The sequence below is a fragment of the Clavibacter sp. GW821-FHT01D01 genome, from assembly GCF_059422605.1.
On the sequence record NZ_JBWKXC010000001.1, the window covers coordinates 172549 to 199031 of the forward strand.

Here is a 26483-nt window from a genome sequence, read left to right on the forward strand (position 1 = left end):
GGGCGGGAGGGACGCGTCCCTCCCGCCCCGCGCTGTCGCGTGCCGCGGCAGTGCGCGCGGTCCTCCGCCGCTACTCGGGGTGCGGCGCCTCCCCGCGCTCGAGCATCGCGACGAGGCGCGCGAGGCGGTTCGCGCGGACGGTCGCGTTCGGCGCCGTCGACACCCGGTGGATCACGGCGTAGCGGTTGACCTTGGACAGCGTCGCGAAGGTGGCCGCGGCGGCGGGCGACGCGGCGAGCGCGGCCAGCAGGTCCTCCGGCTCGGACGCCGACGCCTGGCCCGCGTAGGCGCGCTCCCAGCGACCGTCGGCCTGCGCGCGCTCCACCTCGCGGATCCCCGCCGGACGCATCCGCCCCTCCGCGGTGAGCGTCGCGACGAGCCCGATGTTGCGCTCCGACCAGAGCGACGCCTTCCGCCGCGGGGTGAACCGGCGGCGGAAGACCCGCTCGTCGATGCTCGCGGTCTGCCCGTCGATCCACCCGCTGCAGAGCGCCTCGTCGAGGGCCTCGGCGTAGGTGAGGGAGGTCGGTTCCGTCGTGCCCTTCTTCGCGAGCACGAGCCACACGCCGTCGGACGTCTCCTCCTCGGCGTCGAGCCAGGCGCGCCAGGCGGCGCGGTCGGGGACGGTCAGGAGCTCGTGCGCGGCGGCGGGCATGCCCCGATCGTACGGACGCGACGGCGGACGCCGCCAGGGTCAGGAGCGGTCGACGGGGTGCCCCGCGGCGATCCACGCGCCCGTGCCGCCCTCGACGTCGACCGCGTCGACGCCCCGGGCCGCGAGCGCCTCGGTGGCGCGGGCGCTGCGGCCGCCGGACTGGCAGATCACGTGGACCGGCGCGTCCGTCGGGACCTCGTCGACGCGCGCATCGAGCTGCGACAGGGGCAGGTTGACGGCGCCGGGCGCGTGCCCCGCGGCGTACTCCTCGGGCTCGCGCACGTCGATGAGGACGGGCGCGTCCAGGGCGGCGAGCTGGTCGACGGTGATGCGGCTCATGCGGGTGCTCCTCGGGTGTCGGTGCTCCCCACGCTAGCCGCGGAGGTCACGCTCGGTCGTCGAGCGCGACCACGAGCTTCCGCGCCGAGACGCCCGCGCGCAGGCGGTCCATCGCCGGCTGGATCGCCTCGAGCCCGGTGCCGACCACCTCCGCCGCGGGGGCTGCGACGTACCGGCCCTCCGCGAGCGCGGCCGGGAGGAACCGCTCCCAGAGCATCGCGCCGACCCCGTCGTGCATGAGCGCGCTGCCCCAGATGAAGCTCGCGCGGATGCCGCGGACGCGGGCGCGGACCATCAGGGCCGGGGTGGCGGTGCCCATCCGCATTCCGAGGCGCACGAGCGGCAGGCCGATGCGCCCGCCGCGCGGCAGTGCGTCGAACGCGACGGGCGGGCTCGCCATGCTCACGCGCCGCGCGCCCGTGGCGGCGGCGATGCGCACGGCCGGGTCGCCGGATCCGGTGCCGATGGCCACGACGCCCGCGACCCGGCGACCCGCCAGGTGCCGCGTGATGTCCCGCACCGCCGTCGGGCTCCGGTAGTCGAACGCCCGACCCGCGCCCAGGCCGAGCACCAGCTCGTGGTTGCGCGGCGACGCCGTCGTGACCACGTCGTAGCCGGCGGCGACGGCGAGCTGGATGGCGTTGAGGCCGACGCTGGTGGATCCACCCCAGACCACGACGGTCTCGCCCGTGGGCGGGGTGCTCGCGTCCAGGTGGCGGAGCGCCAGCTGACCGGCGCCGAACAGGGCGGAGGCGGCGGTCGAGACGCCGAGCGGCAGGACGACGGCGTCGGTGAAGGCGAGCGCGGCGGGGATCGGCGCGGCGAGGTCGGTGCGCACGACGACGCGCGTCTGGAAGCCGCCCTCCGCCGGGTGCCGCCGCCCCCTCTCCATGCCGACCGCGTACGCGACGACCCGGTCGCCGACGGCGAAGCGCGTGACGCCGGGGCCGACCTCGTCGACGACGCCCGCCACGTCCTCGCCGAGGACGGCGGGGTGCGGGAGCCAGCGGTACATGAGGTCGCCCATGTGCTGCTTCATGATGTCGAGCGGGTTGATCGCGACGGCGCGGACGCGGATCGCGACCTCGCCCGCCCGCGGTGCGGTGCGCGGTGCCGGGCCGACGGTGAGGTCGGCGGCGGACGAGGCGAGCCAGGCGGCGGATTCGGATTCGGTGGGCACGGCGGTTCTCCGATGGGTCGGCGCGCTGTCCGATGACATCGCGTGTCATCACCATAGTCGGTGATGACACGAGATGCCATCACTAGGATCGACGCATGAGCAGATGGCAGCCGGACACGCGCGAGCGCCTCGCGGCCGCCGCCCGCGAGCTGTTCGGCGAGCAGGGCTTCGCCGAGACGACCGTGCCCGAGATCACCGCGCGCGCCGGCCTCACCACCCGCACCTTCTTCCGCCACTTCGCCGACAAGCGGGAGGTGCTGTTCGCCGAGGAGGACGAGCTGCCCGCGCTGGTGACCCGCATGATCCGCTCCGCGCCGGCCGACCGCTCTCCACTCCAGGTCGTCGAGGACGGCTTCGAGGAGGTCATCGCGTCGCAGTTCGCCGGGGGGCGCGCGGCCATGCTCGCCCGCAAGCGCATCATCGGCGCCGACGCCGGGCTGCAGGAGCGCGAGCTGCGCAAGGTCCACGCGATGCAGGAGGCCGTGCGGGCGGGCTTCGTGGAGCGCGGATCGGATCCGCTCACCGCCGTGCTGGTGGCCCACGCCACCGCCACCGTCTTCGGCGTCGCCATCGGCCGCTGGCTGTCCGACGACGGAGGCGACGCGGATCTCGCCGGGGTCCTGCGCGACACCCTCGCCGCGTTCCGCCGCGTGATGGCGACGGGCGCCTGATGCGCGTCACCTACGACCCGTCCGTGGACGCCGCGTACCTGTACCTGGCGGGCCCGATCGGGGACGGGGGGTCCGCCACGCAGATCCACTCGATCATGACGCCGGGCGACCGCGGCGAGGTCGCGCTCGACTTCGACGCCGACGGCCGCCTCCTCGGCATCGAGGTGCTGCACGCGAGCGAGGTGCTGCCGGCTGGTGTGCTGGCGGACGCCGAGCGGCTGGGCTAGCTGCGCAGCACCTTCACCATCGGCCGACCGCGGGCGATCTCGTCGACCAGCTTGTCGAGGATGCGGATCTCCTTCATCAGCGGGTCCTCGATCTCCTCGATGCGGACGCCGCAGATCACGCCGCGCACCTCGTCGGCGGACGGATTCCGGCGTGCGGCGGCGAAGAAGTCCTGGAACGTGGTCTCCGCGTCGAGGTGATGCTGCAGCTCGGCGGCGTCGAAGCCGGTGAGCCACATGATCGCCTCGTCGACCTCGGCGCGCGTCCGGCCCTTCCGCTCGGCCTTCGCCACGTAGTGCGGGTAGACCGCGGCGAACGGCGTGCGGAAGATGCGGTGCTCCATGTCGGGAGCGTAGGCCGAGCGGCTCGCGGGGTCCAGGTCGCCGGACGCGGGAATGGGCCAGGGCCCGTACCGGTTCCTTTTCCATGCAGACGCATCCATCCAGGTCGCGTCGCCCCCAGCACCGAGGAGCGGGCATGAGCACCAAGATCGGCTTCCTGTCGTTCAACCACTGGCAGGACGTGCGCGGATCCCGCGTGCGCACCGCCCAGGACTCGCTCCTGCAGTCCATCGACCTCGCGGTCGCCGCCGAGGAGATCGGCATCGACGGCGCGTACTTCCGGGTGCACCACTTCGCGCCGCAGCAGGCCTCGCCGTTCCCGCTGCTGGCCGCCATCGCCAGCCGCACCGACCGCATCGAGATCGGCACCGGCGTCGTCGACATGCGCTACGAGAACCCCCTGTACATGGCGGAGGAGGCGGCCATGACCGACCTCATCTCCAACCGTCGGGTGCAGCTAGGCATCAGCCGCGGATCGCCCGAGCAGGTCGAGGCCGGCTACGAGTCGTTCGGGTACGTGCCGCGCGACGGCGAGACCGACGCCGACATGGCCCGCCGCCACACGGGCCTCTTCCTCCGCGCGCTCGAGGGCGAGGAGCTCGCCGACGCCGCCCCGCAGCGCGGCATGCCCACGGGACGCGTCGCGATCACGCCGCAGTCGCCCGGCCTCCGCGAGCGGATCTGGTGGGGCGCCGGCACGCGCGCCACCGGCCAGTGGGCGGCCGAGCAGGGGATGAACCTCATGTCGTCGACGCTCCTCTCGGAGGACACCGGCGTGCCGCTCGACGTGCTCCAGGCGGAGCAGATCCAGCTGTTCCGCGACGGCTGGGCCGCAGCCGGGCACGCCTGGGAGCCGCGCGTGAGCGTGAGCCGCAGCATCATCCCCATCGTCGACGACGAGTCGGAGGCGTACTTCGGCATACGCGCGCAGATCGAGGGCCGGGACCAGGTCGGCCAGGTCGGCGGCGAGAAGTGGCGCTTCGGCCGCTCCTACATCGGCACCCCGGAGCGCCTCATCGAGGAGCTCGGCGCCGACCAGGCGATCGCCGCAGCCGACACCCTCCTCGTCACGATCCCCAACCAGCTCGGCGTGGACTTCAACCTGCGCTCGCTCGCCGCGCTGAAGGAGATCGGGCAGGAGCTCGGGTGGGATCGGGCGGACGCTGCGGTGGCCGCGACCGCCTGACCCGCGCGGCGGTCGGCGCCCGCCGTCAGTCGCCGACCGGGCGCCGGCGCTGCTGCTTGGTGGCCGACCGCTGCGTCTTGGCGGCCTGACGCCGCCGCTCGGATCCGCGGGTCGGCCGCGTCGGGCGCCGCTGGGCCGCGGGCGGGGCCAGCGCATCGGCCACGAGCTCGCGGAGCGCGTCGAGGGCGGCCACGCGGTTCCGCAGCTGCGACCGCTCCTCGGAGACCGTCACGGTGATGGTGCCCGCGACCAGGCGCCGGCCGAGCCGCTCGAGGATCCGCTCCCGCTGGGCGTCCCCCAGCACGAGCGAGCCCGCGACGTCCCACGTGAGCTGCACCCGGCTGTCCGACGTGTTGACGTGCTGCCCGCCCGGCCCGGACGACCGGGAGAACCGCCAGCGCAGCTCGGCCGCGGGGATGGTGAGCGCGCGCGTCACCGGGAGGTCCATGCGGCAAGCGTCCCACGGAGCGACCTCGTGCCGGCGGGCTAGCGGCGCCGGCGGAGGTTGATGCGGCGGATGAGGACCCGGCCGATCAGCACGAGGACCAGCATCACGACCACCATGAGGACGATCCGCAGGACGAAGTCGAGCTCCACGAACGCGAGGGCGGACGCGGCCATGAAGGCGGCCACCGCGATCAGCACGAGCACCTGACGCGCGGACGGCTCGCCCGTCAGCCGCTGCCGTGCCGCGGAGTCGCCCTCGAACCTGCGCCTGTCGTCCATGCCCCCACCGTCCCACACGCCGGTCGGATCAGCGGACCGCCCCAGCGGCATCCGGCCGCCGGGCCGTCAGGTACAGCCGGTGGGCCGTGATCACCAGCGCGAGCCACGCGCCGCTGAGGAAGAAGGCGGCGAGCACGTCGGTGAACCAGTGGTGGCCGAGGTACACGCGGGAGATGCCGATGGTCACGGCGAAGACCACGGCGACCGTGATCGAGAGGACGCGCGTCACCCGGCGGTGCTGCCGGAGGAGGAGCAGGTAGGCGAGGATCCCGGCGATCGCCACCGCGTTCAGCGTGTGGCCGCTCGGGAACGACGGCGACGTCTCGTAGGGCGGCACCGCGTCGGCGAGGTCGGGTCGGGCGCGGCCGATGATGCGCTTGCCCGCGATGGTGAGGAGCAGGGACCCGCCGCCGGCCGCGACGACGAGGATGACCGGCGTCCACGATCGGCGCCGGATCGCGAGGAACAGCATCGTGACCACGGCGATGGCGGGCATGATCACGACGCCCGCGATGTCGGTGTACGCGGTCGCCGCCGTGTCGAGCCAGGGCGTGCGGAGGCCGAGCATGAACGAGAGGAGCGGCCGGTCGAGGCCCGCGACCCCGTCGGCGTCGGTCACGTTGTCGTAGACCTGCGCGGCGATCGCCGAGAGCCCCACGGCGAGCGCGAGACCCACCGCGAGGGTGAGGAGCAGGGCGGCGTACGGCCCGAGTGCGCGGGTGACGCGCTGCACCACGCTCGCGAGGAGCCGCCCGAGCGGGGTGACCCAGCGGGTGAGGTCGCGGTCGCCGAGGAAGCGGTCCTGCCGGATCTCGCCCTCGGGACCCTGCTCGGTCGGACGGGGTCCGGTCGTGCGCACGGGCTCGCGCCCGGGAGTGTCGCTCATGCGGGATCCCTCACCATCGTCGATCGCCCCCGTCCTCGCCAGGCTACCGAGCGCGCGGCGGGACGACCGGCGCGACCGTGGACGCGCACCCCGCCCACCGGGGAGACTCGAATATGGACATCCTCAGCGCCGAGATCATCGTCACCAGCCCCGACCGCAACTTCGTCACCCTGAAGCTCACCACCGAGGACGGCATCACCGGCCTCGGAGACGCGACCCTCAACGGGCGCGAGCTGGCCGTGGTCGCGTACCTGCAGGAGCACGTGGCGCCGCTGCTCATCGGGCGCGACGCGTCCCGCATCGAGGACACCTGGCAGTTCCTCTACCGCAGCGCCTACTGGCGGCGCGGCCCGGTCACGATGGCCGCCATCGCCGCCGTGGACGTCGCGCTCTGGGACATCAAGGCCAAGGCCGCCGGCATGCCGCTCTACCAGCTGCTCGGCGGCGCCTCCCGCACCGGGCTCCTCGCCTACGGCCACGCGTCCGGCAAGTCGAACGAGGAGCTGTTCGACAGCGTGCGCGCGCACCAGGAGCAGGGCTACAAGGCGATCCGCGTCCAGACGGGCGTGCCGGGCCTGAAGTCCATCTACGGCATCGCCTCCAACGCGACCTTCGACGGCAACGCCGGCAAGCGCTACGACCACGAGCCCGCCCAGCGCGGCGCCCTGCCCGCCGAGGAGGACTGGGACACCCGCAGCTACCTGCGCCACATCCCCGGCGTCTTCGAGGCGGTGCGCCACGAGTTCGGCCCCGAGCTGCCGCTGCTGCACGACGGGCACCACCGGATGACGCCCATCCAGGCCGCCCAGCTCGGCAAGAGCCTCGAGCCCTACGACCTGTTCTGGCTCGAGGACGTGACGCCCGCGGAGAACCCGGAGGCCCTCCGGCTCGTGCGGCAGCACACGACGACGCCGCTCGCGATCGGCGAGATCTTCAACACCGTATGGGACTACCAGCAGATCATCCGCGAGCAGCTCATCGACTACGTGCGCTCCGCCGTGACGCACACCGGGGGGATCACGCACCTGCGGAAGGTGCTCGACTACGCGGCGCAGTACCAGATCAAGTCCGGCATGCACGGACCGACCGACATCTCCCCCGTCGGCATGGCCGCGGCGATGCACCTCGGGCTCGCGATCCACAACTTCGGCATCCAGGAGTACATGCAGCACGGCGCGGCGACCGACCGCGTCTTCCAGCAGTCCTTCACCTGGTCGGACGGGCTCCTGCACCCGGGCGAGCAGCCCGGCATCGGCGTCGAGCTCGACGTCGACGAAGCCGGCAAGTACCCCTACGAGAAGGCCTACCTGCCGTTCAACCGCCTCGCCGACGGGACCGTGCACGACTGGTGACGGGCCGTTAGTCCGCCGGGCGCACGGACTGCCGCGGACGCGGCGGCGGATGCTTCGCTGGAGGGGACGCCCCGCGGATCCGCCGGGCGGCGCCGACGACGGAGGAGTCCCCATGCCCGCATTCGAGAAGGTCACCGTGCTCGGAGCCGGGGTGCTGGGGGCGCAGATCGCGTTCCAGGCCGCGAACCACGGCAAGGACGTCACGGCCTACGACGTGGACGACGCCGCGCTCGAGGCGGCGCGGGGTCGGCTGGACGCGATCGTCGCGCAGTTCGTCGCCGACGCCGGCGAGGATCACCGCGCCGCGGCCACGGAGGCCGCCGCGGGGATCGCGCTCACCAGCGACCTGGCGGCGGCGGTCGCCGATGCCGACCTCGTCATCGAGGCGGTGCCGGAGCGCCTGGAGCTCAAGCAGGACGTGTACCGCCGCATCGCGGACGCAGCGCCGGCGCGGACGGTCTTCGCGACCAACTCCTCGACCCTCCTGCCGAGCGCGATCGCCGACTCCACCGGCCGGCCCGACCGCTTCCTCGCGCTGCACTTCGCGAACCACGTGTGGGTGCAGAACACCGCCGAGATCATGGGCACCGAGCGCACGTCGCCCGAGGTCTTCGACCGGGTCGTCGCCTTCGCGGAGGAGATCGGGATGGTGCCGATCCCGCTGAGGAAGGAGCAGCCGGGCTACGTGCTCAACTCGCTCCTCGTGCCGCTGCTCGAGGCCGCCGCGGCCCTCGTGCTGAAGGGGGTGGCGGATCCCGCCACGGTCGACACCACGTGGCGCATCGCCACCGGCGCGCCCCTCGGCCCGTTCCAGATCTACGACGTCGTCGGCCTCCGCACCGCCTACGCGATCTCCGCCGCGAGCGACGACCCGGGCGCCCAGGCGTGGGCCGCGCACCTCAAGAGCGAGTACCTCGACCAGGGCAAGCTCGGCGTGGAGTCGGGCGAGGGGTTCTACGCGTACCGGTGAGCGTGGGAGGGATCGCCCTCAGCCGGCGGCGGGCCTTCCGGCCCCCAGCACGAACCGCACCAGCCGGCTCACGCTGTCCGCGTGGCCGCCCTCGCGGCCGAGGCCACGGAGCACGATGAGGCCGAGGATCGCGAGGCCCAGCTCCCGGACGGGGGCGTCGGCCGGCAGCTGGCCCGCGCGGATGCCTGCGGCCAGGCGCTCCGACAGGCCGCGGTCGACGCCGAGGCTGGCGCTCAGGCGGTCGCCGACGGCCGCGTCCTCCGCGGCGGCCGCGACCAGCGATCGGAGGAGCGGGCCGCCGGTCGGCGCGTCGAGCACGGCGAGCACGTCGGTGAGCCAGCGCTCGATGTCGGCGAGGAGGTCGCCCGTGTCGGGCACGTCGAACTCGACCGGGATGAGCCGTCCCTCGGTGAGGCACTCGGCGATGAGCGCCCCGCGGGACGGCCACCACCGGTAGATGGTCTGCTTGCCGACCCCGGCCTCGCGGGCGACGCCCTCCATCGTGAGGTGGTCGTAGCCGCGCGCGTGGATGAGGCGCACGGTGGCGCCCAGGATCGCCTCGCGGGCCGCTTCGCTGCGGACCCGTCCGGTTCGGTGCTCGTTCACCTGCACAGGGTAGCTCCAGAAACTAGACGAGACGTAGCGTATCGTCGAGACGTCTGAAGGAGATCCCATGGCATCACTGCTGTTCCGGCTCGGTTCGCTGGCCGCGCGTCGCGCGTGGCTCGTCATCGTCTCCTGGGTGGTGATCCTCGGCATCGGCGTCGGCTCGTTCCTCACGTTCGCCGGCACCCTCGGCAACAGCTTCGACATCCCGGGCACCGCGTCCGGCGCGGTCACCGACGAGCTCGCCGAGACGCTGCCCGACACCGCGGGCGGCACGGGCACGGTCGTCTACCGCACCGAGGACGGCCAGGCGTTCACGCCCGAGCAGCAGCAGGACATCTCCGCCCTCGCGACGAGCGCCGGCGACCTGCCGGGCGTCGCCTCGGTGGTGGATCCCTTCGCCGTCACGCAGCAGCGCGCCGACCAGGCCGCGCAGCTCGCGTCCGGCGACGACCAGATCACCGCGGGGCGCGCCCAGCTCGACGCCGCGCAGCAGCAGCTCGACGCCGGGCGGGCGCAGCTCGAAGCCGGCCAGCAGCAGCTCACCGCCGCCCGCCAGCAGGCCGAGGCGGCGGGAGCGCCGGCGGCGCAGCTCGCCCCGCTCGACGCGCAGCAGGCCCAGCTCGACCAGCAGACCGCCGCGCTCCAGGAGCAGCAGGCCACGGTCGACGCGTCGAGGGCGCAGCTCGACTCCGGCGCCGAGCAGGCCGAGCTCGGCCGCACGCTGCTCGGCCTCACGGACGGCATCGGCGTGGTCTCGGAGGACGGTTCCACCGCGATCGTCAACATCTCCTTCACGGATCCGCGCCTCGAGCTCTCCGAGGAGACCAAGGAGGAGGCCATCGCGCACTTCCAGGACGCACCCGTGGCCGGCACCAGCGTCGACTTCGCGACCGACCTGGCGCAGGGCGTCCCCGAGATCTTCGGCATCGGCGAGGTCGTCGGCCTCCTCTTCGCGGCCGTCGTCCTCATCGTCATGCTGGGCACGGTCATCGCCGCCTCCCTCCCCATCGTCACCGCGGTGGTCGGCGTGGGCGTCGGCGTCACGGCGTCGCTCGCCTTCTCCGGCGTCGTCGACATGGCGTCGGTGACCCCGGTGCTCGGCGTGATGCTCGGCCTCGCGGTCGGCATCGACTACTCCCTCTTCATCGTGAACCGGCACCGCAAGCAGATGCTGCAGGGGACCGGCGTGCGCGAGTCCATCGGGCTGGCGACCGGCACCTCGGGCACCGCGGTCGTCTTCGCGGGATCCACGGTGATCGTCGCGCTCCTCGCCCTCAACGTCACGGGCGTCCCGTTCCTCGGGCTCATGGGCACGGTCGGGGCGGTGTGCGTCGCCGTCGCGGTGCTGGTCGCCATCACGCTCACGCCCGCGGTCCTCGGCCTCGCCGGCACCCGGGTGCTGCGCAAGCGCGACCGCACCGCCGTCGGCCACGAGCGCCACCCGCACCAGGCGGCCAAGGCCCTGGCGCCCATGTCGAACCTCCGCGCGGTGCTCACGGTCGTCGGCACGGTCGTCGCCCTGCTCGTCATCGCGATCCCGAGCCTCTCGCTGCGGCTCGGCCTGCCGGACGGCTCGAGCGAGCCCTCCGGATCCACCAGCGAGCGCGCGTTCTCCACCGTCGCCGACGAGTTCGGCGAGGGCGCGAACGGCCCGCTGCTCGTGGTCGCCGACGTGCCCGCCGGCCTCGCCGACGACGACCTCCTCGCCACGCAGGTCGACGTCGCGCAGACCCTGCACGACCTCGACGACGTGGTCGCCGTCGCCCCGGTCGCGAACACGGACGACAACACGGTGCTCGCGTTCCAGGTGCTGCCGCAGGAGGGCCCGAACAGCGCGTCCACCGAGCAGCTGGTGCAGGACATCCGGGCGCTGCCCGAGCTCGACGGCGGCATCTCGCTCGGCGTCGCCGGCCAGGCCGCCACCAACATCGACATCTCCGAGGCGCTGGCCGCGGTGCTGCCGCTCTACCTGCTGGTGGTCGTCGGCCTGTCGCTGCTGATCCTGATCGTGGTGTTCCGCTCGATCCTCCTGCCGCTCATCGCGACGGGCGGTTTCGTGCTGTCCCTCTTCGCGACCTACGGCCTCATCGTCGCGGTGTTCCAGTTCGGCTGGGGCGCGAGCCTCATCGGCTTGGAGAGCCCGGGGCCGATCCTGAGCTTCCTGCCGGTGATCCTCGTCGGGATCCTGTTCGGCCTCGCGATGGACTACCAGCTCTTCCTCGCCTCCGGCATGCGGGAGGCGTACGTGCACGGCGCGTCCGCCCGCCTCGCGGTGGTGCAGGGGTTCCGGGCCGGTCGCGCGGTCGTCACCGCGGCGGCGCTGATCATGGTGTCGGTGTTCGGCGGGTTCATCTTCTCGGAGTCGACCATCATCCGGTCCATCGGCTTCGGGCTCGCGTTCGGCGTGCTGCTCGACGCGTTCGTGGTGCGCATGCTGCTGATGCCCGCGCTCATGCACCTGCTCGGCCGCTCAGCCTGGTGGCTGCCGCGCTGGCTCGACCGGATCCTGCCGGACGTGGACATCGAGGGCGCCGCGCTGGAGCGCCACCACCCGGGCGCCGCGGAACCGGTGACGGCGGATGCGCTCCCCGACGGCCTCCCGGCCGACGGCGGGCACGGCGCCCACGCGGCACCGCCCACCCCGACGACGATCCAGGCCGAGACGGCGGCCGCCCCGCGCGACTGAGATGGAATCGCGGCCAGTCGCCCACGGGTCCCCGGGGACACCGGCCGGACCCGGAGCGGTCGCGCTGTGCCAGGACGTCGTCTCTCCGTGTCAACCCCGCGGACGCCATGTCGAGAGCCCCGTAACGTCTTGTGCATGAACCATCAGCGTGGCGCCGACTCGACCTCCCTCCCGTTAGGTGCGGTCGACCGGACGATCCGCTCGACCGGCGCCTAGGCGGGACCGGCGATGGGCCGCCTGGTCTACGGCGCCTCGACCCGCGTCGACGTCGACGACCGCGCGCTCGCCCACCTGCAGCTCGTCATCGTCGCCAAGCTGCGCCGACGGGAGGGCTTCGCGTTCTCCTGGCGGAACCCGGGCTCCGAGGGCGGCGGGCGACGGACCGTCTGGATCCACCCGGGCGTCCCGGTGGAGTTCCACTTCGCCGAGGACGCACCCGCCATCGACCGCGCGTGGGCCGAGGCGCTCATGCGCGCGGCCGACACCGCCGCGGGCCTGCACCTCGTCCCGGAGCCCGGGGCCGGGGTGCCCGGTGCGGGGGCGCCGGGGCAGTAGCCGTCGGGCCCTGTCCTCCTCGTTGACGCTCCATGAGGACGCCGGCGTGCGGCGCCAGGAAGCGGGTGGTAGAACCGAGGACTCGAGGACCTGACGCGCGAGGGGTGAGTGCGCGGCGGCCCTCTGGTGCGCTCTCGCGCCTGCGGAGGAGCGCGAAGTGCTGCGCCTAGGGCAGCACGTCGGCCAGGGCGATCGTCATCGTCTGGGTCAGGTTCCGATCGACCCGAGCGTAAAGCTGCCGGAGAGCGGTCTGAGCGTGCTTCGTGTGGACTAAACCCCTCGTATCGAAGACAGCGACGACGATCCCGTCACGCTGCAGCGCCCAGAATCGACCGGCCTCGAACTCGTCTGGCAGGCCGGAAGCGACGAAGAAGGCGTGGTGGAGACGAGCGCTGGGGAACACTCCTGGCAGAGGCGAGTGATCACCCGCCGAAGGATGGATGAGCGGCACCGCGTAGCCGTCACGCTCCAGGCTCATCACCCTCAGGGCCCAGTCCGACCGGTCGTTGATCAGGTGGTTCACCACTCGCGCCATCAGGCGCAGGGTCACCAGCCTGCCCGTGCTGACGGGCGGCTTGTCACCGGGCGCGAGTCCGGCGGCCCGCTCGATCTCCTTCACGGCCCAATGCGCGTCTTCGTGACCGACGATGTCGGCTGTCGAGATCATTCCGATGTGGTCCGGGTGCACGTGGATGCGACCGCGGCGGTTGAAGTCGATGTGCACAGGACCAGCGGTGGAATCTCCGAGCAGCGTGAGGCAGTCGTAGAAGCCCTCCATCGGGTACGTCTCGATGAGCGCCAGGTGCTGATTGCGCCGGATGAGCTCCGTCGCGACCCACCAGTGCGCCGCGGTGGAGTACCGGGCAGACGGCTGGACCGCCTCGTTCACGAAGAGACCGCCCGAGGGTGAGCGGAGGGAGATCGGGGATCGTGCATGTCGTTCCGCTGCTCGCCCTCCTCGGTGATGAGCTTCTCCCCATTCGGACCCTCCATGCCGATGTATCGGAATTCCCAGGAGCCGTCGATTTGCGTTTCGCTGGTGCAGACGTACACGGCATGCAGGCTGAAGGCGCTGGGCTGGCTCATGGGGATGCGAGCGACGGAGCCGGTCAGCTTGTCGCCGGAGAGCGCCACCGGGAGATCTCCCGTCATGAACCCGTCCCGAGGGCCGCCGAAGTAGGCGCAGAACAATGTCGGGTCCTGATCCGCCGCAGACTCGTGGGTACTCATCGCATTCTCCGCTCGGCTCGAGGTGATGGCTCCAGTCTGACGCGACGCACTGACATGGGAGCGGAGCGGTCGGGCAACGGCGTCATCCGACGATCAGCACCTGCGGCGAATGCTCCCGGTTCGACGGCCTGATAGGAAGAGCGCGTGCCTTCCCCTCACCTCTTCGTCGCCCGGGGCGATCTCCTGCATCTCGCCTGCGATGCCTGGCTCCTGCCCACCGACAGATTCCTCTCCCTCACCTCTTTCTGGGATTCCCTCTCCCGATTGCGCGAGCGCGTCGCGGAGGTGCGCACAGATCGCTTCTCCACCGGAGTGCAGGTGGCGCTGCCGCTCGTCCCCATCGAGGGCGAGCCGACACCCGTCCTGACCGCGGTACCCGACCGAGCCGTCCAGCACGCCGCAGATGCCGAAGGGCTCGCAGACGTGGCCCGCCGGCTCCGCGAGTTCGTCGAGCAGGCGTCCCGCACGGCCCACGCCCACCGGGCGACCAGTCGGCCGCTGCCGCTCCTCGCGGTCCCGACGTTCGCGACCGCGGGCGGCGGATCGGGAGCGGTCCGCGATGCCCTGCTCACGCAGCAGATCGAGGTCCTCCGTGTGCTCGCCGTCGAATTCTCCGTCGACATCGTGATCGTCACGCGACATGACGCCGCCCACGCCTTCGCGCAGACACGGCGGCGTCAGGACGCGGCGGAATCATGGCCCGAACTGACCGCGCCGATGCTCGTGGAGGTGTGCGCCCTGGCCGCTCGAGCCCGCAGGCGTCGACTCGTCCCCTTCCTCGGGGCGGGGACGAGCGTCAGCGCGGGCGGCCCGTCGTGGGGCTCCCTGCTGCATGACCTCGGGGAGCGGATCGGACTCGACGCGGCGACCGCGGCCTCCTTGCGCGAGAAGGACGTCCTCGACCAGGCCTCGTACCTCGCGGCGCTGCATGAGGAGCAGACGCCCGGCAGCTTCGCCGTCGCGGTAGCCGAGGAGATCGGGGCCCTTCAGCGCTACGGCCTCGCACCGGCGCTGCTCACGGCGATCGACTCCGAGCAGGCGATCACCTTGAACTACGACAGGCTCTTCGAGACCGCCGCCGCGGATGCCGGGGCTCCGCGCTCGATCATCCCCGGGCCGCACGAGGGCGAGCACGAGCGCTGGCTCCTGAAGCTGCACGGCACGGTCGATGATCCGGCTTCCATCGTCCTCACACGCGACGACTACCTCGGCTTCGACTCCACCCGACGCGCGCTCTCCTCCATCGTGAAGGCCACCCTCGCGACCCGACACCTGCTGTTCGTCGGCTTCGGGCTCGCCGACGATCACTTCCACGAGATCGTGCACGACGTCCGGCGGGCGTTCCCCTCGAGCGAGACGGGCACCCTCGCGACCGCGCTGACCCTCTTCTCGGATCCTCTGGACGAGAGGATCTGGCACGGACGCCTGCAGCTCGTCCCCATGCTGCCGATCCCCTATGACGGTTCGCGGGTGGGAGAGGCGGCGCGGCTGCTCGAGATCTTCCTCGACGCCCTGGCCGCCTTCGCGACCGACGCGCACACCTACCTGCTCGCCGACGGGCACGAGAGTGCGCTCACGCCCGCGGAGCTCCGGCTGCGGACGCGCTTGGCGGCGATGCTGCGCGACGCGACGGAGGACGAGCGGGCGACCGGCGCCTGGCTGGAGGTCGCGGCCATGGGGGCGCGCTTGGGCTCCGGCGGTCGCCGGGACTAGCGCGGTCACCGAGCCGATGAAGCGGTGACGACGCCGTCCTCCCATTGCACCGCCCAATGCATGGCATCCGTGAAGTGCAGCATCCCGACGGTGGGCATGAGGCGCGGAGGGCTCCCGCCGCGGCCGACGAAGATGCCGGCCGCCTCGAGGACGAGCAGGAGTCCCTGCCACGTGCGACCGGGGAAGTGCTCGTCCACGAAGGCGTCGGTGATGCCGCGGCTCTGGGGGATCCAGTGGATGTGGTGCAGGAACCGGGCCAGCTCGGCGGCCGTGCGGTGCTCGGCGAGCTCCTCGAAGTCGATCTCGGTCCGCGAGGTCGCTTCGGGGCGCATGTCGCGGATGTCGAGGGCGCCGCGCATCCGCCAGCCACCGCCGACCTCGTCGGACTCTGCGGGGAACTCGTCCGCCGCCTCGACGAGGCGGACGGCCCGGTCGACATCGGCGGCGGACCGGATCGTCGCGCGCCTGATGAGATGCGCGTCCGCGAAGAAGCGCGCGTCGAGGGCATCACCGGCACGGAGTCCGTCAGCACGGGCGAGGAGCCGCGCCCGGGCGCCCTCCCACGACAGGGAACTGGGGATCCGGAAGATGTAGGGGAGCTGTTCGGGCATGGCGGTCCTGTCCATCGGGCTTGCGGCGACCGACCGCCCACCGCCCGTTCTTCCCCTGGGGCACCCGGTCGATGGATCGGGTTGCCGTGCGGCCGGCCAGGTACCGATGGCCGCAACTCCGGAACGTGAAGACGACATTAGCGATGACCACCGACAGCCATGACCGAGGGACGGTAGCTGACGCGACGCAATGCGGCTCACTCGCCGGCGGTGGGGGAAGCCGGCGCGGACCGCTTCCTTCGATTCAGGCGATCCGGCTGGCCGCGCGCTCGAGGGCGATCGTGAATTCAGCACGCTTGTCGGGCTGCTTGAAGGAGAGGTTCGATGGATGCCACGTCCGGATCACCGAGGGCCCGCCTTCGATGTGCGGCTCGATGAACGAAGTCCAACCCTGCTGGGCCTTGAGACCGCAGAGGACGACGACCCGGAGATCCGGCAGGAGCCGCATGAGACCCCGAAGCTCGATCGCTCCTTGCGCGAGCTCCGTCGGCCCCGGATGGACTGACGCCTTTCCGAGGACCCAGGGGCAGATGTTCCACGACAGCGTGTGCTCGTGCATTCCGGCGTCATTGCGTGCAAGCCAGTTGTTCTGAGCGGTCGGATCGTCGTTGTCCGTGCTGATGAATCCGGAGCCGCCCCACTCCGGCACCGTCTTCGGACCCGGCGCCTCGAACACCATGAGAGCGCGCGTCTCTATGCCGCCACCGACCTCGGCGGGGTCGAAGTCCGGGATCATGATGTCCGGCCGCCTCGCTCGCCGCCGAGCGAGTACGTCTTCCTTCCATTCCACGAGCGGTCGCACTCGCTCCACGGTCTCGAGCATGCGGCGGCGCTCAGCGAGTCGGGCCTCGTCCTTGAGCCCTCGGGGCGCGTCCATGTACATCGCGTCAGGCTATCGGCGCCACGTGTCAGGTCGTCAGACGGCGACAGCGGGATGGACCACCAGAGAACCGTCGTGGCTTCGTTCGATGTCGATCGCGACGTCCGCATTGAAGGACCCACCGAGGAGGCCAGCGTCCAGGCCGCGGAGACGGTATGCCGAACGCAGGAGACTGTCGACCTCAGCAGGAGTGAAGACGGCGTGACGAATGCCCGTGCGGCGCTTCAACTCGAGGCTCGACAGTCGAGCGAGGATCGCGATGAGCCCGCTCTCGAGGTCATCGACGCGCCTTTCGTCTTCCTGCAGCGCACCGACGAAGCCTCGGGCAACACGCCGGTGATCGGCGGGTTCGCCGCGGCGGCCAGCGCGCCCGCCGTCGCGCCTGCCGCGACCCCGGCAGCGATCACGGCGACGGAACCGGTCGCGACCGCGGCTGCTCCCGACCTCGTCGCGGAGATCCGCAAGCTCGCCGACCTTTGCGCGGAGGGGATCCTCGACGACGAGGAGTTCGCCACGGCGAAGCGGAAGCTCCTGGAGCTCTGACGTCGGCGGGAGGGACACGGTCGTCCTGCGCGCCGGACCGCCGACGTCCTCACCCCATGACGAGCACGCCGGCGTGCGGCGCGAGGAAGCTGTCGAGCACCAGCTCCGCGGCGCCCTGCGCGGCGATCTGCTCCCCCACCGGGCTGCCCGCCACCCGGAACCCCGGTCGCGCGACGACGAGCTCGCGCTGCACCGCCTCCTCCAGCACGGGCAGGAACGTGGCGCGGAGCCGGTTCCACGCGGGTCCGCCGAGGACCACGCGCGGCACGTCGAGGAAGTTGACGAGGACCGCGATCCCGGATGCCACGCGCCGCGCGGCGCGCGATAGGAGGGCCATGGCCACCGGATCGCCGCCGGCCGCCAGCTCGGACAGGCGCGTGAGCGCGTCGTCGAGCGCGAGGTAGTCGGCGAGGTCGGGAAGCGGCATGAGCCCTGCCTGCACCGCCTGGATCACGAGCGCCTCCGGCACGCACGCCGCCGCGAGCCCGCCGCGTCGGCCGACCCACCCCAGGTCCTCCGCTGCCGGGTCCACGAGGATGTCCCCGATCTCGCCGACGTTGTTGCTCGTCCCGCGGAGCACCTGGCTCTCGGAGACCACCGACGCACCCACGCCGGATCCGAGGTAGAGGAACAGGAAGTCGGCATCGGCGGTGGCGCGCAGCTCGGCGGTCGCGGCGGCCGTGACGTCCTTGTCGAGCAGCACCGGCATTCCCGTCGCCGCGTGCAGGTCGGCGCGCAGCCGCACATGCCGCCAGCGCGGGAGCTGGGGCGGGGCGATCATCACGCCCGAGCGGACGTCGAGCGGGCCCGGCACCGCGACGCCGAGGCCGAGGACCCGTGCTCCCTCTACGCCGGACGCCCGGACCATCTCGTCGACGCTCCGGGCGATGAGCGCAGTGGTGTCGTCGGGGTCCGGCGACTGGGGCGTGCGGAGCTCTCGGCTGTCGCGGATCGTGCCCGCGATGTCGAGCAGGAGCACGGTGAGGCGAGCCGGGTCGACGTGCACGCCGACCGCGCACGCGCCGTCCGGGTCCACCGAGAGCGGAATGCTCGGACGGCCGCGGCTGGTGTCGGCGGGCGCGCTCTCGCGGATCATGCCCTTGTCGATGAGCCGGCGGGTGATGTTCGAGATGGTCTGCGAGGCGAGGCCGGAGATCCGCTGTAGGTCGGCACGGCTGCGGCCCGGTTCCCGCCGCACCAGATCGAGCACGACCGCCTGGTTGTAGTCCGCCAGCCTCGGGAGGTTGCTGCCTCGGGGCACATCCCCTCCTCGCGGTCCGGTCGGCGCCCGCGGACAGGCGCCGCGAGGCATCCGTCGAAGCTACCGCAGCCGGCCTGACCCTCCGCGGGGGCTGCGCTCCGCGGATCACGATCCCGGTGATCGCCACCGTTGACGCTTATGACCTCATGTCCTAACATCGCATCCAGCGCTTTATCCCATCGAAGTGGCAAAGTGGCCGACGGACGAGGCGCGGAGAGAGGCATCGCAATGAAGCGTTCCCGCGTGATCGCGGCCCTCGTCACCGGAACCGTCGCCGTCGGGCTCAGCGCCTGCGCGAGCGGCGGCGGTGGCGGATCCGGAGAGGACGGCCCCGTGACCATCACGATCATGGAGACGAAGCAGACCAACATCGACGCCATCGGCGCCGTCATCCCGGGCTTCGAGGCTCAGATGAAGGAGGAGGGCAAGGACATCCGGGTCGAACTGATCGCCGATCAGCTCACCGACGAGCAGTTCATGACCAAGATGACCCAGCAGCTCATCGCGGGACAGGCGCCGGACGTGCTCGACATCGGCGAGAACATGGCCATCGCGTGGTCCTCGGCCGGCTATCTCGAGCCGCTCGACGGCTACCTGGAGGAGTGGGACGGCTGGTCGCACTACTACCCCGCCGTCAAGGAGGCGATGACCCGCCAGGACGGCAGCATCTACAGCCTGCCCTCGGGCGCGGGGGTCCTCAACCTCTTCATCCGCCAGGACGTGCTGCAGGAGGTCGGCGTCGACACCTCCCAGCCCGAGACCTGGGACGAGCTGATCGACCGGCTCGTGCAGGTCAAGGAGAAGACCGGCGGCACCCCCATCGTCATCCCGGCGGGGACCGCGTGGGGCGGCGGCACGTGGGGCGAGGGCTTCCAGCCGCTGCTCGGCGGCACCGACACGGGCTACTACGACACCGAGACGGACACGTGGGACCTCGAGAGCCCGGGCTGGCTCGCCGTCTTCGAGCTGTACGCCGAGCTAGTCGAGAAGGGCCTCATGCCGGTGGAGGACCTCCAGAACCCGAACCCCTGGGAGCCGACGAAGTACGAGAAGTTCCCCGAGGGCGAGATCCAGGTCGCCGCGCAGGGCACGTGGGGATGGAAGTTCGACTGGGGGCCCGAGGGCGCGACCCCGATCGACGGGCTCGACGAGAAGGTGACCACCTGGCAGTTCCCGGGCCTGCGCTCCGGCGACGAGCCCTACGGGTGGAGCAGCACCGGTGGTGGCTACGCCATCTCCGAGCAGTCGGAGAACAAGGACGCCGCGATGGAGTTCATCGAGTACCTGTCCACAGGCGAGCCCCTCGCCGAACAGCTGACGGCCTCGGGTGCGGCCTCGGCCCGTGACGACCTCGACGACGTCGCTCCCTACTCCGAGGAGCCGCGCCTGCTGGAGGCCGGCGAGGACCTGGCCGACAGCATCTACGTGGTGACGGGCGACGGCGCGGACCAGATCGGGCAGGCGGTGGCCTCCGCGACGGAGCTGATCCTCAGCGGCAAGGCCGACGGCCAGGAGGCGTACGACGCGTTCGTGAAGGACGCGACGGACCTGCTCGGGCCGGCCCTGGTGAAGGAGTGACGTCGGTCATCGACGCCGCCATACCGGTGCAGGCGGCCATCCAGCCGCCTGCACCGGCGCGGAGGCGCAGGCGGTCGAACCTGCCGCTCGTGCTGCTCCTGCTCGGACCCTCGGCGCTGCTCATCACGGTCTTCATCGTCCTGCCCGCGGTCTACAGCGTGTGGCTCAGCCTGACGAACACGCAGCTCACCGGGTTCGCGGCCCGGGACCCGAAGTTCATCGGCCTCGACAACTTCGCCTACCTGCTGACGAACGGCGACTTCCTCGCGTCGCTCGGGCAGACCGGCACGTTCCTGCTGTTCTCGGCCATCATCGGCCAGACGGTGCTCGGCATGGTCGCCGCGATCCTCCTCAGCCGCCCATGGATCCGCGGCAAGGGCTTCTTCGGGGCGGCGGTGCTCACGCCGATGGTGGTCCCCGAGGTCGTCGCCTCGCTCACCTGGGCGAGCGTGCTCGCGACCAGCCCGGAGGGCACGCTCAACCGGCTCACCGCGGTGTTCGGGCAGGAGCCGTCGGCCTGGCTGCAGACGGCGCCGATGCTGGCGATCATCCTGGTGAACATCTGGCGCGGGGTGGCCTTCGCGATGATCATGTTCCAGGCCGCGCTCGAGGACGTCCCCGTCGAGCTGATCGAGGCCGCGCGCATGGACGGCGCGCGCGCCGTCCAGATCTTCCGCCACGTCACGCTCCCGCTCATCCGTGGACCGGTCTTCCTCTACCTGCTGCTCACGACCATCAGCACCGTCGGCGTGTTCGGCCTGGTCTACTTCCTCACCCGCGGAGGGCCCGGAGGGCAGACGCGCCTCGCGGCCATCTACATCTACGAGCGCGCGCTCCAGTTCTCCCAGATCGGGATCGGCAGCGCCGCGTCCATCATCCTGCTCGTCATCGTCCTGGTGCTCGGCGCGGTCTACATCCGCCTGGCGAAGGTGGAGGTGTGACATGACCACGTTCGAGGACCACGCTCCCGCGGCCCTGCCCGCCCGGAGACGACGCCGCCCGCTCACGCCGCTGGCCATCGGCCAACGGGGCATCGGCTACCTGCTCATCGTCCTGCTGGGGCTGTTCTGCCTCGTCCCGTTCGCGTGGGTCGCGTTCAGCGCGATCGACGCCGACGCGGGTGCGACCGTGCAGCTCCCCTCCTTCTCCCTCGACAACTTCGCGCGGTTCTTCACCGCTGCCGGCACGCCGAGGCTGCTGCTGAACAGCTTCGTGATCGCCATCTCGTCGACCGCCCTCAACCTGGCGCTGGGGATCGCCGGCGGGTACGCGCTCTCGCGCTTCGTCTTCCCGGGGCGCCGGTTCTTCATGTTCGGCATCCTGCTCATCCGCGTGATCCCGGCGCCGGCGACCATCGTCGCGCTGTACCTGATCATGGTGAACCTCGGCATGGCCAACACGCTGCACGGGCTGATCCTCGTGCAGGCAGTCAGCGGCCTCCCGGTCACCCTGTGGCTGATGAAGGGGACGGTCGACGCCGTCCCCATCGAGCTCGAGGAGGCGGCCTGGACGGACGGCAACACGCGGCTCCAGGGCGCGCGGCGCATCGTGCTGCCGCTGATCGGCCCGGGTCTCGGAGCCGCCGCGATGCTCATGTTCATGGGCTCGTGGGGCGACTTCCTCACCCCGCTCGTCCTCCTGCAGGATCAGGACCTCTATCCGCTCGCCATCGGACTGTTCCGTGCCTTCAGCGAGCGGAACGTGGTCGACTGGGGCCTCCTGGCCGCGAGCGCGGTCGTCTACGTCCTGCCGCCCGCCGTGCTGTACGTCGTCGCCCGCAAGCACCTGCTCAAGTCCAGCCTGGGCGGAGCGCTGAAGGGATGACCACCATGACCGATACGACCGACCTCCGAGGCCAGACCGCCACCGGCTCGCCCGCAGACCACGACGGGCGCCTCCCCGTGGTGGTGGTGGGCGCGGGCGCCATGGGCGGCGCGTGGATCCGCATGCTCGCCGACAGCCCGCACGCGGCGCCCGCCGGGGTCGTCGACCTCGACGTGCCGCTCGCGGAGGCCGCCGTGCGCGAGGCCGGGCTCGAGGGCGTCGCCGTCGGCGCGTCCGTGGCGGAGGTCGCGGAGCGCTCCGGCGCCCGGGCGGTGGTGAACGTGACCGTGCCGCAGGCGCACCGCGTCGTCAACGAGCAGGCGCTGCGCGCGGGCCTCCCCGTGCTCTGCGAGAAGCCGCTCGCGCCGACCGTCGCGGAGGCGCTCCGCCAGGTCGCCCTCGCCGACATCACCGGCGGGCTCCTGATGGTGAGCCAGTCGCGTCGGTACTTCAACCACCTCGTCGCGTTCCGGGAGGCGGTCGCGCAGGTGGGGCCGCTCGCGGTCGTGCACGCGCAGTTCCTGCACGAGGACCACGAGCCCGGCTTCCGCGAGCAGATGGCGCATCCGCTCCTCATCGACATGTCCATCCACCACTTCGACCAGCTGCGGTACGCGACGGGCGAGGAGCCCGTCGCCGTGCGCTGCAGCTCGTGGAACCCGCCGTGGAGCTGGTACGCGGGCGACGCGGCGGCCACCGCCGACTTCGAGCTCGCGTCCGGCGCGCGCTTCGCGTACGTCGGGAGCCGCTGCACCCCGGGCATGCCGACGTCGTGGAACGCCGACTGGCGGGCCTACGGCGAGCACGGCGCCGCGCACTGGGACGGCGACGACGCCGTCGGGCTCGACGTCCCCGGATCGGGGTTCGACGTGCCCGCGCAGCCGGAGGGGATCGCGGCCTCGCTCGAGGAGTTCGTCGGATCCCTCCGCACCGGCACCACGCCGCAGAGCGAGGTGCGGCTGAACGTGATGAGCCTCGCGATGGTGGAGGGCGCGATCCGCAGCAGCGAGCGGGGCGGCGAGCGCGTCGTCATCGCCGACCTGCTGGAGGACGCGCTCGCGCAGGCGATCGCCGACGAGCGGAGCGCGGACGTCGCCGACCTGCTGCGCTCGTGGACGAGCGCGGCCGACGGCATCCTCACCCCGGCCTGGGGATCCGCCCCGGCCAGGACCACGACCCCGACCGCGTCAGGAGGCGCCCGATGACCGACACCAGCACCCCCGCCCCCATCCGCGTCGTCGTCTGGGGCGAGTTCCGGCACGAGAAGGTGAAGCCGCTCGTCGCGGAGATCTACCCCGACGGCATGCACACCACCATCGCGGACGGGGTCCGCTCCCTCCTCGGCGCGGACGCCGACGTCACCACGCGCGTCCTCGACGACCCCGAGCACGGCATGACGGAGGAGCTGCTCGCCCGCACCGACGTGCTGCTCTGGTGGGGCCACACCGCCCACGAGGAGGTGTCGGACGAGGTCGTCGACCGGATCCAGCGGCACGTGCTCGAGGGGATGGGCATCATCGTGCTGCACTCCGGGCACCACTCCAAGATCTTCCGCCGGCTCATGGGCACCACGTGCAGCCTGCGCTGGCGGAACGACGGCGACAGCGAGCTGGTCTGGACGGTGGCGCCGCGGCACCCCATCACCGAGGGCGTGTCGCAGCCCATCCAGATCCCCGGCCAGGAGATGTACGGCGAGTTCTTCGACATCCCCGAGCCCGACGAGCTGATCTTCATCAGCAGCTTCTCCGGCGGCGAGGTGTTCCGCAGCGGCATCACCTACCGGCGCGGCTACGGGCGCGTCTTCTACTTCAGCCCCGGCGACGAGGTCTACCCCGTCTACCACCACCCGGACGTGCAGCGCGTGATCGCCAACGGCGTGCGCTGGGCGCGGCCGGAGCGGGCGCGCGAGTCGTACCTCGTGACCCCGATGTACCTCACCGGCCGCTTCGACCGGCCCGTGCTCGGGTCCCCCGGCGCGCTCGTCGACTACCACACGGGAGAGCCGGTCGACCTCGGGGACGACTGAGACCCGGCCCGACGGGCTACCCGTCGGCGCCGACGTACGCCGCGAGGTGCTCCCCCGTGATCGTCGAGCGCGCCGCGACGAGCTCGGCGGGCGTGCCCTCGAACACGATCGTGCCGCCGTCGTGACCCGCCCCGGGCCCCACGTCGATGATCCAGTCCGCGTGCGCCATCACCGCCTGGTGGTGCTCGATGACGATCACCGTCTTCCCGGAGTCGACGAGGCGGTCCAGGAGGCCGAGCAGCTGCGCGACGTCGGCGAGGTGCAGACCGGTCGTCGGCTCGTCGAGCACGTACACGCCGCCCTGCTTCTCGGCCATCTGCACCGCGAGCTTCAGGCGCTGCCGCTCGCCGCCCGACAGGGTCGTGAGCGGCTGCCCGAGCGTCACGTAGCCGAGCCCCACGTCCTCGAGGCGCGACAGGATCGCCACCGCCGCCGGGGTCCTCGCCTCGCCGTCCGCGAAGTACGCGCGCGCCTCGGCGATGGGCAGCGCCAGCACCTCGCTGATGTCCTTCCCGCCCAGCGTGTACTCGAGCACCGAGGCCATGAAGCGCTTGCCGCCGCAGTCCTCGCAGGTGGTCGACACGGTCGACATGGGCCCGAGGTCGGTGAAGATCACGCCCGCGCCGTTGCACGTGGGGCACGCGCCCGCGGAGTTCGCGCTGAACAGCGCGGGCTTCACCCCGTTGGCCTTCGCGAACGCCTTGCGGACGGGCTCGAGCAGCCCCGTGTAGGTGGCGGGGTTGGATCGCCGGGAGCCGCGGATCGCCGTCTGGTCGATGGACACGACGCCGTCGCGCCCGGCGACGGAGCCGTGGATGAGCGACGACTTCCCGGAGCCGGCGACGCCCGTCACCACCGTGAGCACCCCGAGCGGCACGTCGACGTCGACCGCCTTCAGGTTGTGGGTGGACGCGCCGCGCACCTCGAGCACGCCCGAGCGCTCGCGCACCGCGTCCTTGAGCGTCGCCCGGTCGTCGAGGTGCCGGCCCGTCAGGGTGCCGCTGGCGCGCAGCTCCTGGACCGTGCCCTCGAACCGGATCTCCCCGCCGTGCGAGCCCGCGCCAGGCCCCAGGTCGACGACGTGGTCGGCGATCGCGATCGTCTCCGGCTTGTGCTCGACGACCAGGACCGTGTTGCCCTTGTCGCGCAGCTGCAGCAGCAGGTCGTTCATGCGCTGGATGTCGTGCGGGTGCAGGCCGATGGTCGGCTCGTCGAACACGTACGTCACGTCGGTGAGCGCCGATCCGAGGTGGCGGATGAGCTTGGTGCGCTGCGCCTCGCCCCCGCTGAGCGAGCCGGAGGCCCGGTCGAGCGACAGGTACCCGAGGCCGATCGACACGAACGAGTCGAGCGTCTGCGCGAGCGACTGCACGAGCGGCGCGACCGTCGGCTCGTCGATGCCGCGGACCCAGGCGGCGAGGTCGGAGATCTGCACGCTGCAGGCGTCCGCGATCGACATGCCCGCCACCTTCGAGGACCGCGCGGACGCGGCCAGCCGCGTGCCCTCGCAGTCGGGGCACGGCTGGAACGTCACCGCCCGGTCGACGAACGCCCGGATGTGCGGCTGCATCGACTCCCTGTCCTTCGACAGGATCGACTTCTGGATCCTCGGCACGAGACCCTCGTAGGTCATGTTCATCGAGTCGACCTTGACCTTGGTCGGCTCCTTGTAGAGGAAGTCGCGCCGCTGCTCGTCGGTGAGGTCGCGCACGGGCACGTCGCCGGGGACGAACCCGGACGCGACGAAGATCTTCACGAGCCAGCCGTCGGCCGTGTAGCCCGGGACGGTGATCGCGCCCTCGAGCAGCGTCCTCGAGTCGTCGACCAGCTGCGCGAGGTCGATGTCGTTGACGCGGCCGAGGCCCTCGCAGCGCGGGCACATGCCGCCGAGCATCGTGTGGTCCTGCGCGACCGCGTGCGTCGCGGTGCCCTTCTCGACCGTCATCGTCCCCTGGACGCGCACGCTCGGCACGTTGAACGAGAACGCGTTGGGCGAGCCGATGCGCGGGACGCCCAGGCGCGAGAAGAGGATGCGCAGCATGGCGTTCACGTCGGTCGCGGTGCCGACCGTCGAGCGGGGGTTCGCGCCCAGGCGCTCCTGGTCGACGATGATCGCCGTCGTCAGGCCCTCGAGGCGGTCCACCTCGGGTCGCGCGAGGGAGGGCATGAAGCCCTGCACGAAGGCGGGGTACGTCTCGTCGATCATGCGCTTCGACTCCGCCGCGATCGTGCCGAACACGAGCGACGACTTGCCGGATCCCGAGACGCCGGTGAACACCGTGAGGCGGCGCTTCGGGATGTCGAGGGAGACGTCCTTGAGGTTGTTCTCGCGGGCACCCCGCACCCGGATGAGGTCGTGACGGTCGGCGGGGTGCGGTGCGGCGCTCATCGTGCTCCTCGGGTCGACGCGACGCACTCCAGCGTGCGGGACGCGCC

28 protein-coding genes and 1 riboswitch are annotated in these 26483 nt (G+C 71.9%); of the genes, 14 read left to right on the forward strand and 14 right to left on the reverse strand.

The window, feature by feature from the left end; all coding sequences use genetic code 11:
- Window positions 1-70 precede the first annotated feature (70 nt).
- Genes AC07VC_RS00860 through AC07VC_RS00870 form a run of 3 tightly spaced genes read right to left on the reverse strand, consistent with a single transcriptional unit; the run spans window position 71 to window position 2174 of the window.
- Window positions 71-655: a YdeI/OmpD-associated family protein gene (locus AC07VC_RS00860; protein ID WP_317229126.1), complete on the reverse strand. Its 585-nt coding sequence runs from the start codon at window positions 653-655 to the stop codon at window positions 71-73.
- Window positions 656-694: 39 nt separating this feature from the next.
- The gene (locus AC07VC_RS00865) at window positions 695-994 is read right to left on the reverse strand and encodes a rhodanese-like domain-containing protein (protein ID WP_494674781.1); all 300 of its coding nucleotides are present in this window, start codon (window positions 992-994) and stop codon (window positions 695-697) included.
- Window positions 995-1040: 46 nt separating this feature from the next.
- Entirely contained in the window at window positions 1041-2174 is a 1134-nt protein-coding gene (locus tag AC07VC_RS00870) for a zinc-binding alcohol dehydrogenase family protein (RefSeq protein WP_494674780.1), read from the reverse strand.
- 95 nt (window positions 2175-2269) lie between these two features.
- Between AC07VC_RS00870 and AC07VC_RS00875 the strand changes: the two genes are divergently transcribed.
- Together AC07VC_RS00875 and AC07VC_RS00880 are read left to right on the forward strand one after the other, a co-directional pair.
- Window positions 2270-2845: a TetR/AcrR family transcriptional regulator gene (locus tag AC07VC_RS00875; protein WP_494674779.1), complete on the forward strand. Its 576-nt coding sequence runs from the start codon at window positions 2270-2272 to the stop codon at window positions 2843-2845.
- The gene (locus AC07VC_RS00880) at window positions 2845-3072 is read left to right on the forward strand and encodes a DUF2283 domain-containing protein (RefSeq protein WP_494674778.1); all 228 of its coding nucleotides are present in this window, start codon (window positions 2845-2847) and stop codon (window positions 3070-3072) included. The genes AC07VC_RS00875 and AC07VC_RS00880 overlap by 1 nt, the downstream gene beginning before the upstream one ends.
- Here AC07VC_RS00880 and AC07VC_RS00885 read toward each other — a convergent pair.
- Entirely contained in the window at window positions 3069-3413 is a 345-nt protein-coding gene (locus AC07VC_RS00885; RefSeq protein WP_494674777.1) for a DUF2200 domain-containing protein, read from the reverse strand. The genes AC07VC_RS00880 and AC07VC_RS00885 overlap by 4 nt on opposite strands.
- A 134-nt stretch (window positions 3414-3547) precedes the next feature.
- Between AC07VC_RS00885 and AC07VC_RS00890 the strand changes: the two genes are divergently transcribed.
- Window positions 3548-4597 (forward strand): LLM class flavin-dependent oxidoreductase, encoded by a 1050-nt coding sequence (locus AC07VC_RS00890; protein ID WP_494674776.1) that lies wholly within the window; start codon window positions 3548-3550, stop codon window positions 4595-4597.
- 25 nt (window positions 4598-4622) lie between these two features.
- On the opposite strand, the gene arfB is transcribed toward AC07VC_RS00890, so the two are convergent.
- The 3 genes from arfB to AC07VC_RS00905 are packed head-to-tail and all read right to left on the reverse strand — an operon-like array spanning window position 4623 to window position 6209.
- Window positions 4623-5045 (reverse strand): alternative ribosome rescue aminoacyl-tRNA hydrolase ArfB, encoded by a 423-nt coding sequence (arfB, locus tag AC07VC_RS00895; protein WP_494674775.1) that lies wholly within the window; start codon window positions 5043-5045, stop codon window positions 4623-4625.
- Between the two features lie 38 nt (window positions 5046-5083).
- Entirely contained in the window at window positions 5084-5323 is a 240-nt protein-coding gene (locus AC07VC_RS00900; protein WP_494674774.1) for a hypothetical protein, read from the reverse strand.
- Between the two features lie 28 nt (window positions 5324-5351).
- Window positions 5352-6209: a phosphatase PAP2 family protein gene (locus tag AC07VC_RS00905; RefSeq protein ID WP_494674773.1), complete on the reverse strand. Its 858-nt coding sequence runs from the start codon at window positions 6207-6209 to the stop codon at window positions 5352-5354.
- A 113-nt stretch (window positions 6210-6322) separates the two neighbouring features.
- Between AC07VC_RS00905 and manD the strand changes: the two genes are divergently transcribed.
- Window positions 6323-7561, forward strand: a complete 1239-nt coding sequence (gene manD / locus AC07VC_RS00910; RefSeq protein ID WP_494674772.1) for a D-mannonate dehydratase ManD — start codon at window positions 6323-6325, stop codon at window positions 7559-7561.
- A gap of 112 nt (window positions 7562-7673) precedes the next feature.
- Window positions 7674-8531, forward strand: a complete 858-nt coding sequence (locus AC07VC_RS00915) for a 3-hydroxyacyl-CoA dehydrogenase (protein WP_317229115.1) — start codon at window positions 7674-7676, stop codon at window positions 8529-8531.
- 18 nt (window positions 8532-8549) lie between these two features.
- Here AC07VC_RS00915 and AC07VC_RS00920 read toward each other — a convergent pair whose 3' ends face one another.
- Window positions 8550-9137 carry a TetR/AcrR family transcriptional regulator gene (locus AC07VC_RS00920; RefSeq protein ID WP_494674771.1) on the reverse strand — a complete coding sequence of 196 codons (588 nt, stop codon included), beginning with the start codon at window positions 9135-9137 and terminating at the stop codon, window positions 8550-8552.
- Between the two features lie 67 nt (window positions 9138-9204).
- Between AC07VC_RS00920 and AC07VC_RS00925 the strand changes: the two genes are divergently transcribed.
- The gene (locus tag AC07VC_RS00925) at window positions 9205-11826 is read left to right on the forward strand and encodes an MMPL family transporter (RefSeq protein ID WP_494674770.1); all 2622 of its coding nucleotides are present in this window, start codon (window positions 9205-9207) and stop codon (window positions 11824-11826) included.
- A 228-nt stretch (window positions 11827-12054) separates the two neighbouring features.
- Complete coding sequence (locus AC07VC_RS00930) at window positions 12055-12381, forward strand: DUF7882 family protein (RefSeq protein ID WP_494674769.1); 327 nt, start codon at window positions 12055-12057, stop codon at window positions 12379-12381.
- A 166-nt stretch (window positions 12382-12547) separates the two neighbouring features.
- On the opposite strand, the gene AC07VC_RS00935 is transcribed toward AC07VC_RS00930, so the two are convergent.
- Together AC07VC_RS00935 and AC07VC_RS00940 are read right to left on the reverse strand one after the other, a co-directional pair.
- Entirely contained in the window at window positions 12548-13270 is a 723-nt protein-coding gene (locus AC07VC_RS00935) for a TY-Chap2 family putative peptide chaperone (RefSeq protein ID WP_494674768.1), read from the reverse strand.
- Complete coding sequence (locus AC07VC_RS00940; RefSeq protein ID WP_494674767.1) at window positions 13267-13611, reverse strand: hypothetical protein; 345 nt, start codon at window positions 13609-13611, stop codon at window positions 13267-13269. Before AC07VC_RS00940 ends, AC07VC_RS00935 begins: the two co-directional genes overlap by 4 nt.
- A gap of 144 nt (window positions 13612-13755) precedes the next feature.
- On the opposite strand from AC07VC_RS00940, the gene AC07VC_RS00945 reads away from it, so the two are divergent.
- Window positions 13756-15324, forward strand: a complete 1569-nt coding sequence (locus AC07VC_RS00945; protein ID WP_494674766.1) for an SIR2 family NAD-dependent protein deacylase — start codon at window positions 13756-13758, stop codon at window positions 15322-15324.
- A gap of 5 nt (window positions 15325-15329) precedes the next feature.
- Here AC07VC_RS00945 and AC07VC_RS00950 read toward each other — a convergent pair whose 3' ends face one another.
- Together AC07VC_RS00950 and AC07VC_RS00955 are read right to left on the reverse strand one after the other, a co-directional pair.
- A complete protein-coding gene (locus AC07VC_RS00950) occupies window positions 15330-15935 on the reverse strand; it encodes a hypothetical protein (RefSeq protein ID WP_494674765.1) in 606 nt (201 codons plus the stop codon).
- An 11-nt stretch (window positions 15936-15946) separates the two neighbouring features.
- Window positions 15947-16060, reverse strand: a riboswitch (SAM riboswitch).
- A gap of 119 nt (window positions 16061-16179) precedes the next feature.
- A complete protein-coding gene (locus AC07VC_RS00955) occupies window positions 16180-16818 on the reverse strand; it encodes a uracil-DNA glycosylase (protein WP_494674764.1) in 639 nt (212 codons plus the stop codon).
- A 51-nt stretch (window positions 16819-16869) separates the two neighbouring features.
- Here AC07VC_RS00955 and AC07VC_RS00960 point away from each other — a divergent pair, with 51 nt between their 5' ends.
- Window positions 16870-17358 carry an SHOCT domain-containing protein gene (locus tag AC07VC_RS00960; protein WP_494674763.1) on the forward strand — a complete coding sequence of 163 codons (489 nt, stop codon included), beginning with the start codon at window positions 16870-16872 and terminating at the stop codon, window positions 17356-17358.
- Between the two features lie 49 nt (window positions 17359-17407).
- On the opposite strand, the gene AC07VC_RS00965 is transcribed toward AC07VC_RS00960, so the two are convergent.
- Window positions 17408-18619, reverse strand: a complete 1212-nt coding sequence (locus tag AC07VC_RS00965) for an ROK family transcriptional regulator (RefSeq protein WP_317229103.1) — start codon at window positions 18617-18619, stop codon at window positions 17408-17410.
- 228 nt (window positions 18620-18847) lie between these two features.
- Here AC07VC_RS00965 and AC07VC_RS00970 point away from each other — a divergent pair, with 228 nt between their 5' ends.
- The 5 genes from AC07VC_RS00970 to AC07VC_RS00990 are packed head-to-tail and all read left to right on the forward strand — an operon-like array spanning window position 18848 to window position 24047.
- Entirely contained in the window at window positions 18848-20197 is a 1350-nt protein-coding gene (locus AC07VC_RS00970) for an ABC transporter substrate-binding protein (RefSeq protein ID WP_494674762.1), read from the forward strand.
- Window positions 20194-21138 carry a carbohydrate ABC transporter permease gene (locus AC07VC_RS00975; protein WP_494674761.1) on the forward strand — a complete coding sequence of 315 codons (945 nt, stop codon included), beginning with the start codon at window positions 20194-20196 and terminating at the stop codon, window positions 21136-21138. The genes AC07VC_RS00970 and AC07VC_RS00975 overlap by 4 nt, the downstream gene beginning before the upstream one ends.
- Window position 21139: 1 nt before the next feature.
- The gene (locus tag AC07VC_RS00980; RefSeq protein ID WP_317229935.1) at window positions 21140-22021 is read left to right on the forward strand and encodes a carbohydrate ABC transporter permease; all 882 of its coding nucleotides are present in this window, start codon (window positions 21140-21142) and stop codon (window positions 22019-22021) included.
- 5 nt (window positions 22022-22026) lie between these two features.
- On the forward strand, window positions 22027-23226 hold the full coding sequence (locus AC07VC_RS00985; RefSeq protein WP_494674760.1) for a Gfo/Idh/MocA family protein: 1200 nt from the start codon (window positions 22027-22029) through the stop codon (window positions 23224-23226).
- Complete coding sequence (locus tag AC07VC_RS00990) at window positions 23223-24047, forward strand: ThuA domain-containing protein (protein WP_494674759.1); 825 nt, start codon at window positions 23223-23225, stop codon at window positions 24045-24047. The genes AC07VC_RS00985 and AC07VC_RS00990 overlap by 4 nt, the downstream gene beginning before the upstream one ends.
- 16 nt (window positions 24048-24063) lie before the next feature.
- On the opposite strand, the gene AC07VC_RS00995 is transcribed toward AC07VC_RS00990, so the two are convergent.
- Entirely contained in the window at window positions 24064-26436 is a 2373-nt protein-coding gene (locus AC07VC_RS00995; protein WP_494674758.1) for an ATP-binding cassette domain-containing protein, read from the reverse strand.
- Between the last annotated feature and the right edge of the window lie 47 nt (window positions 26437-26483).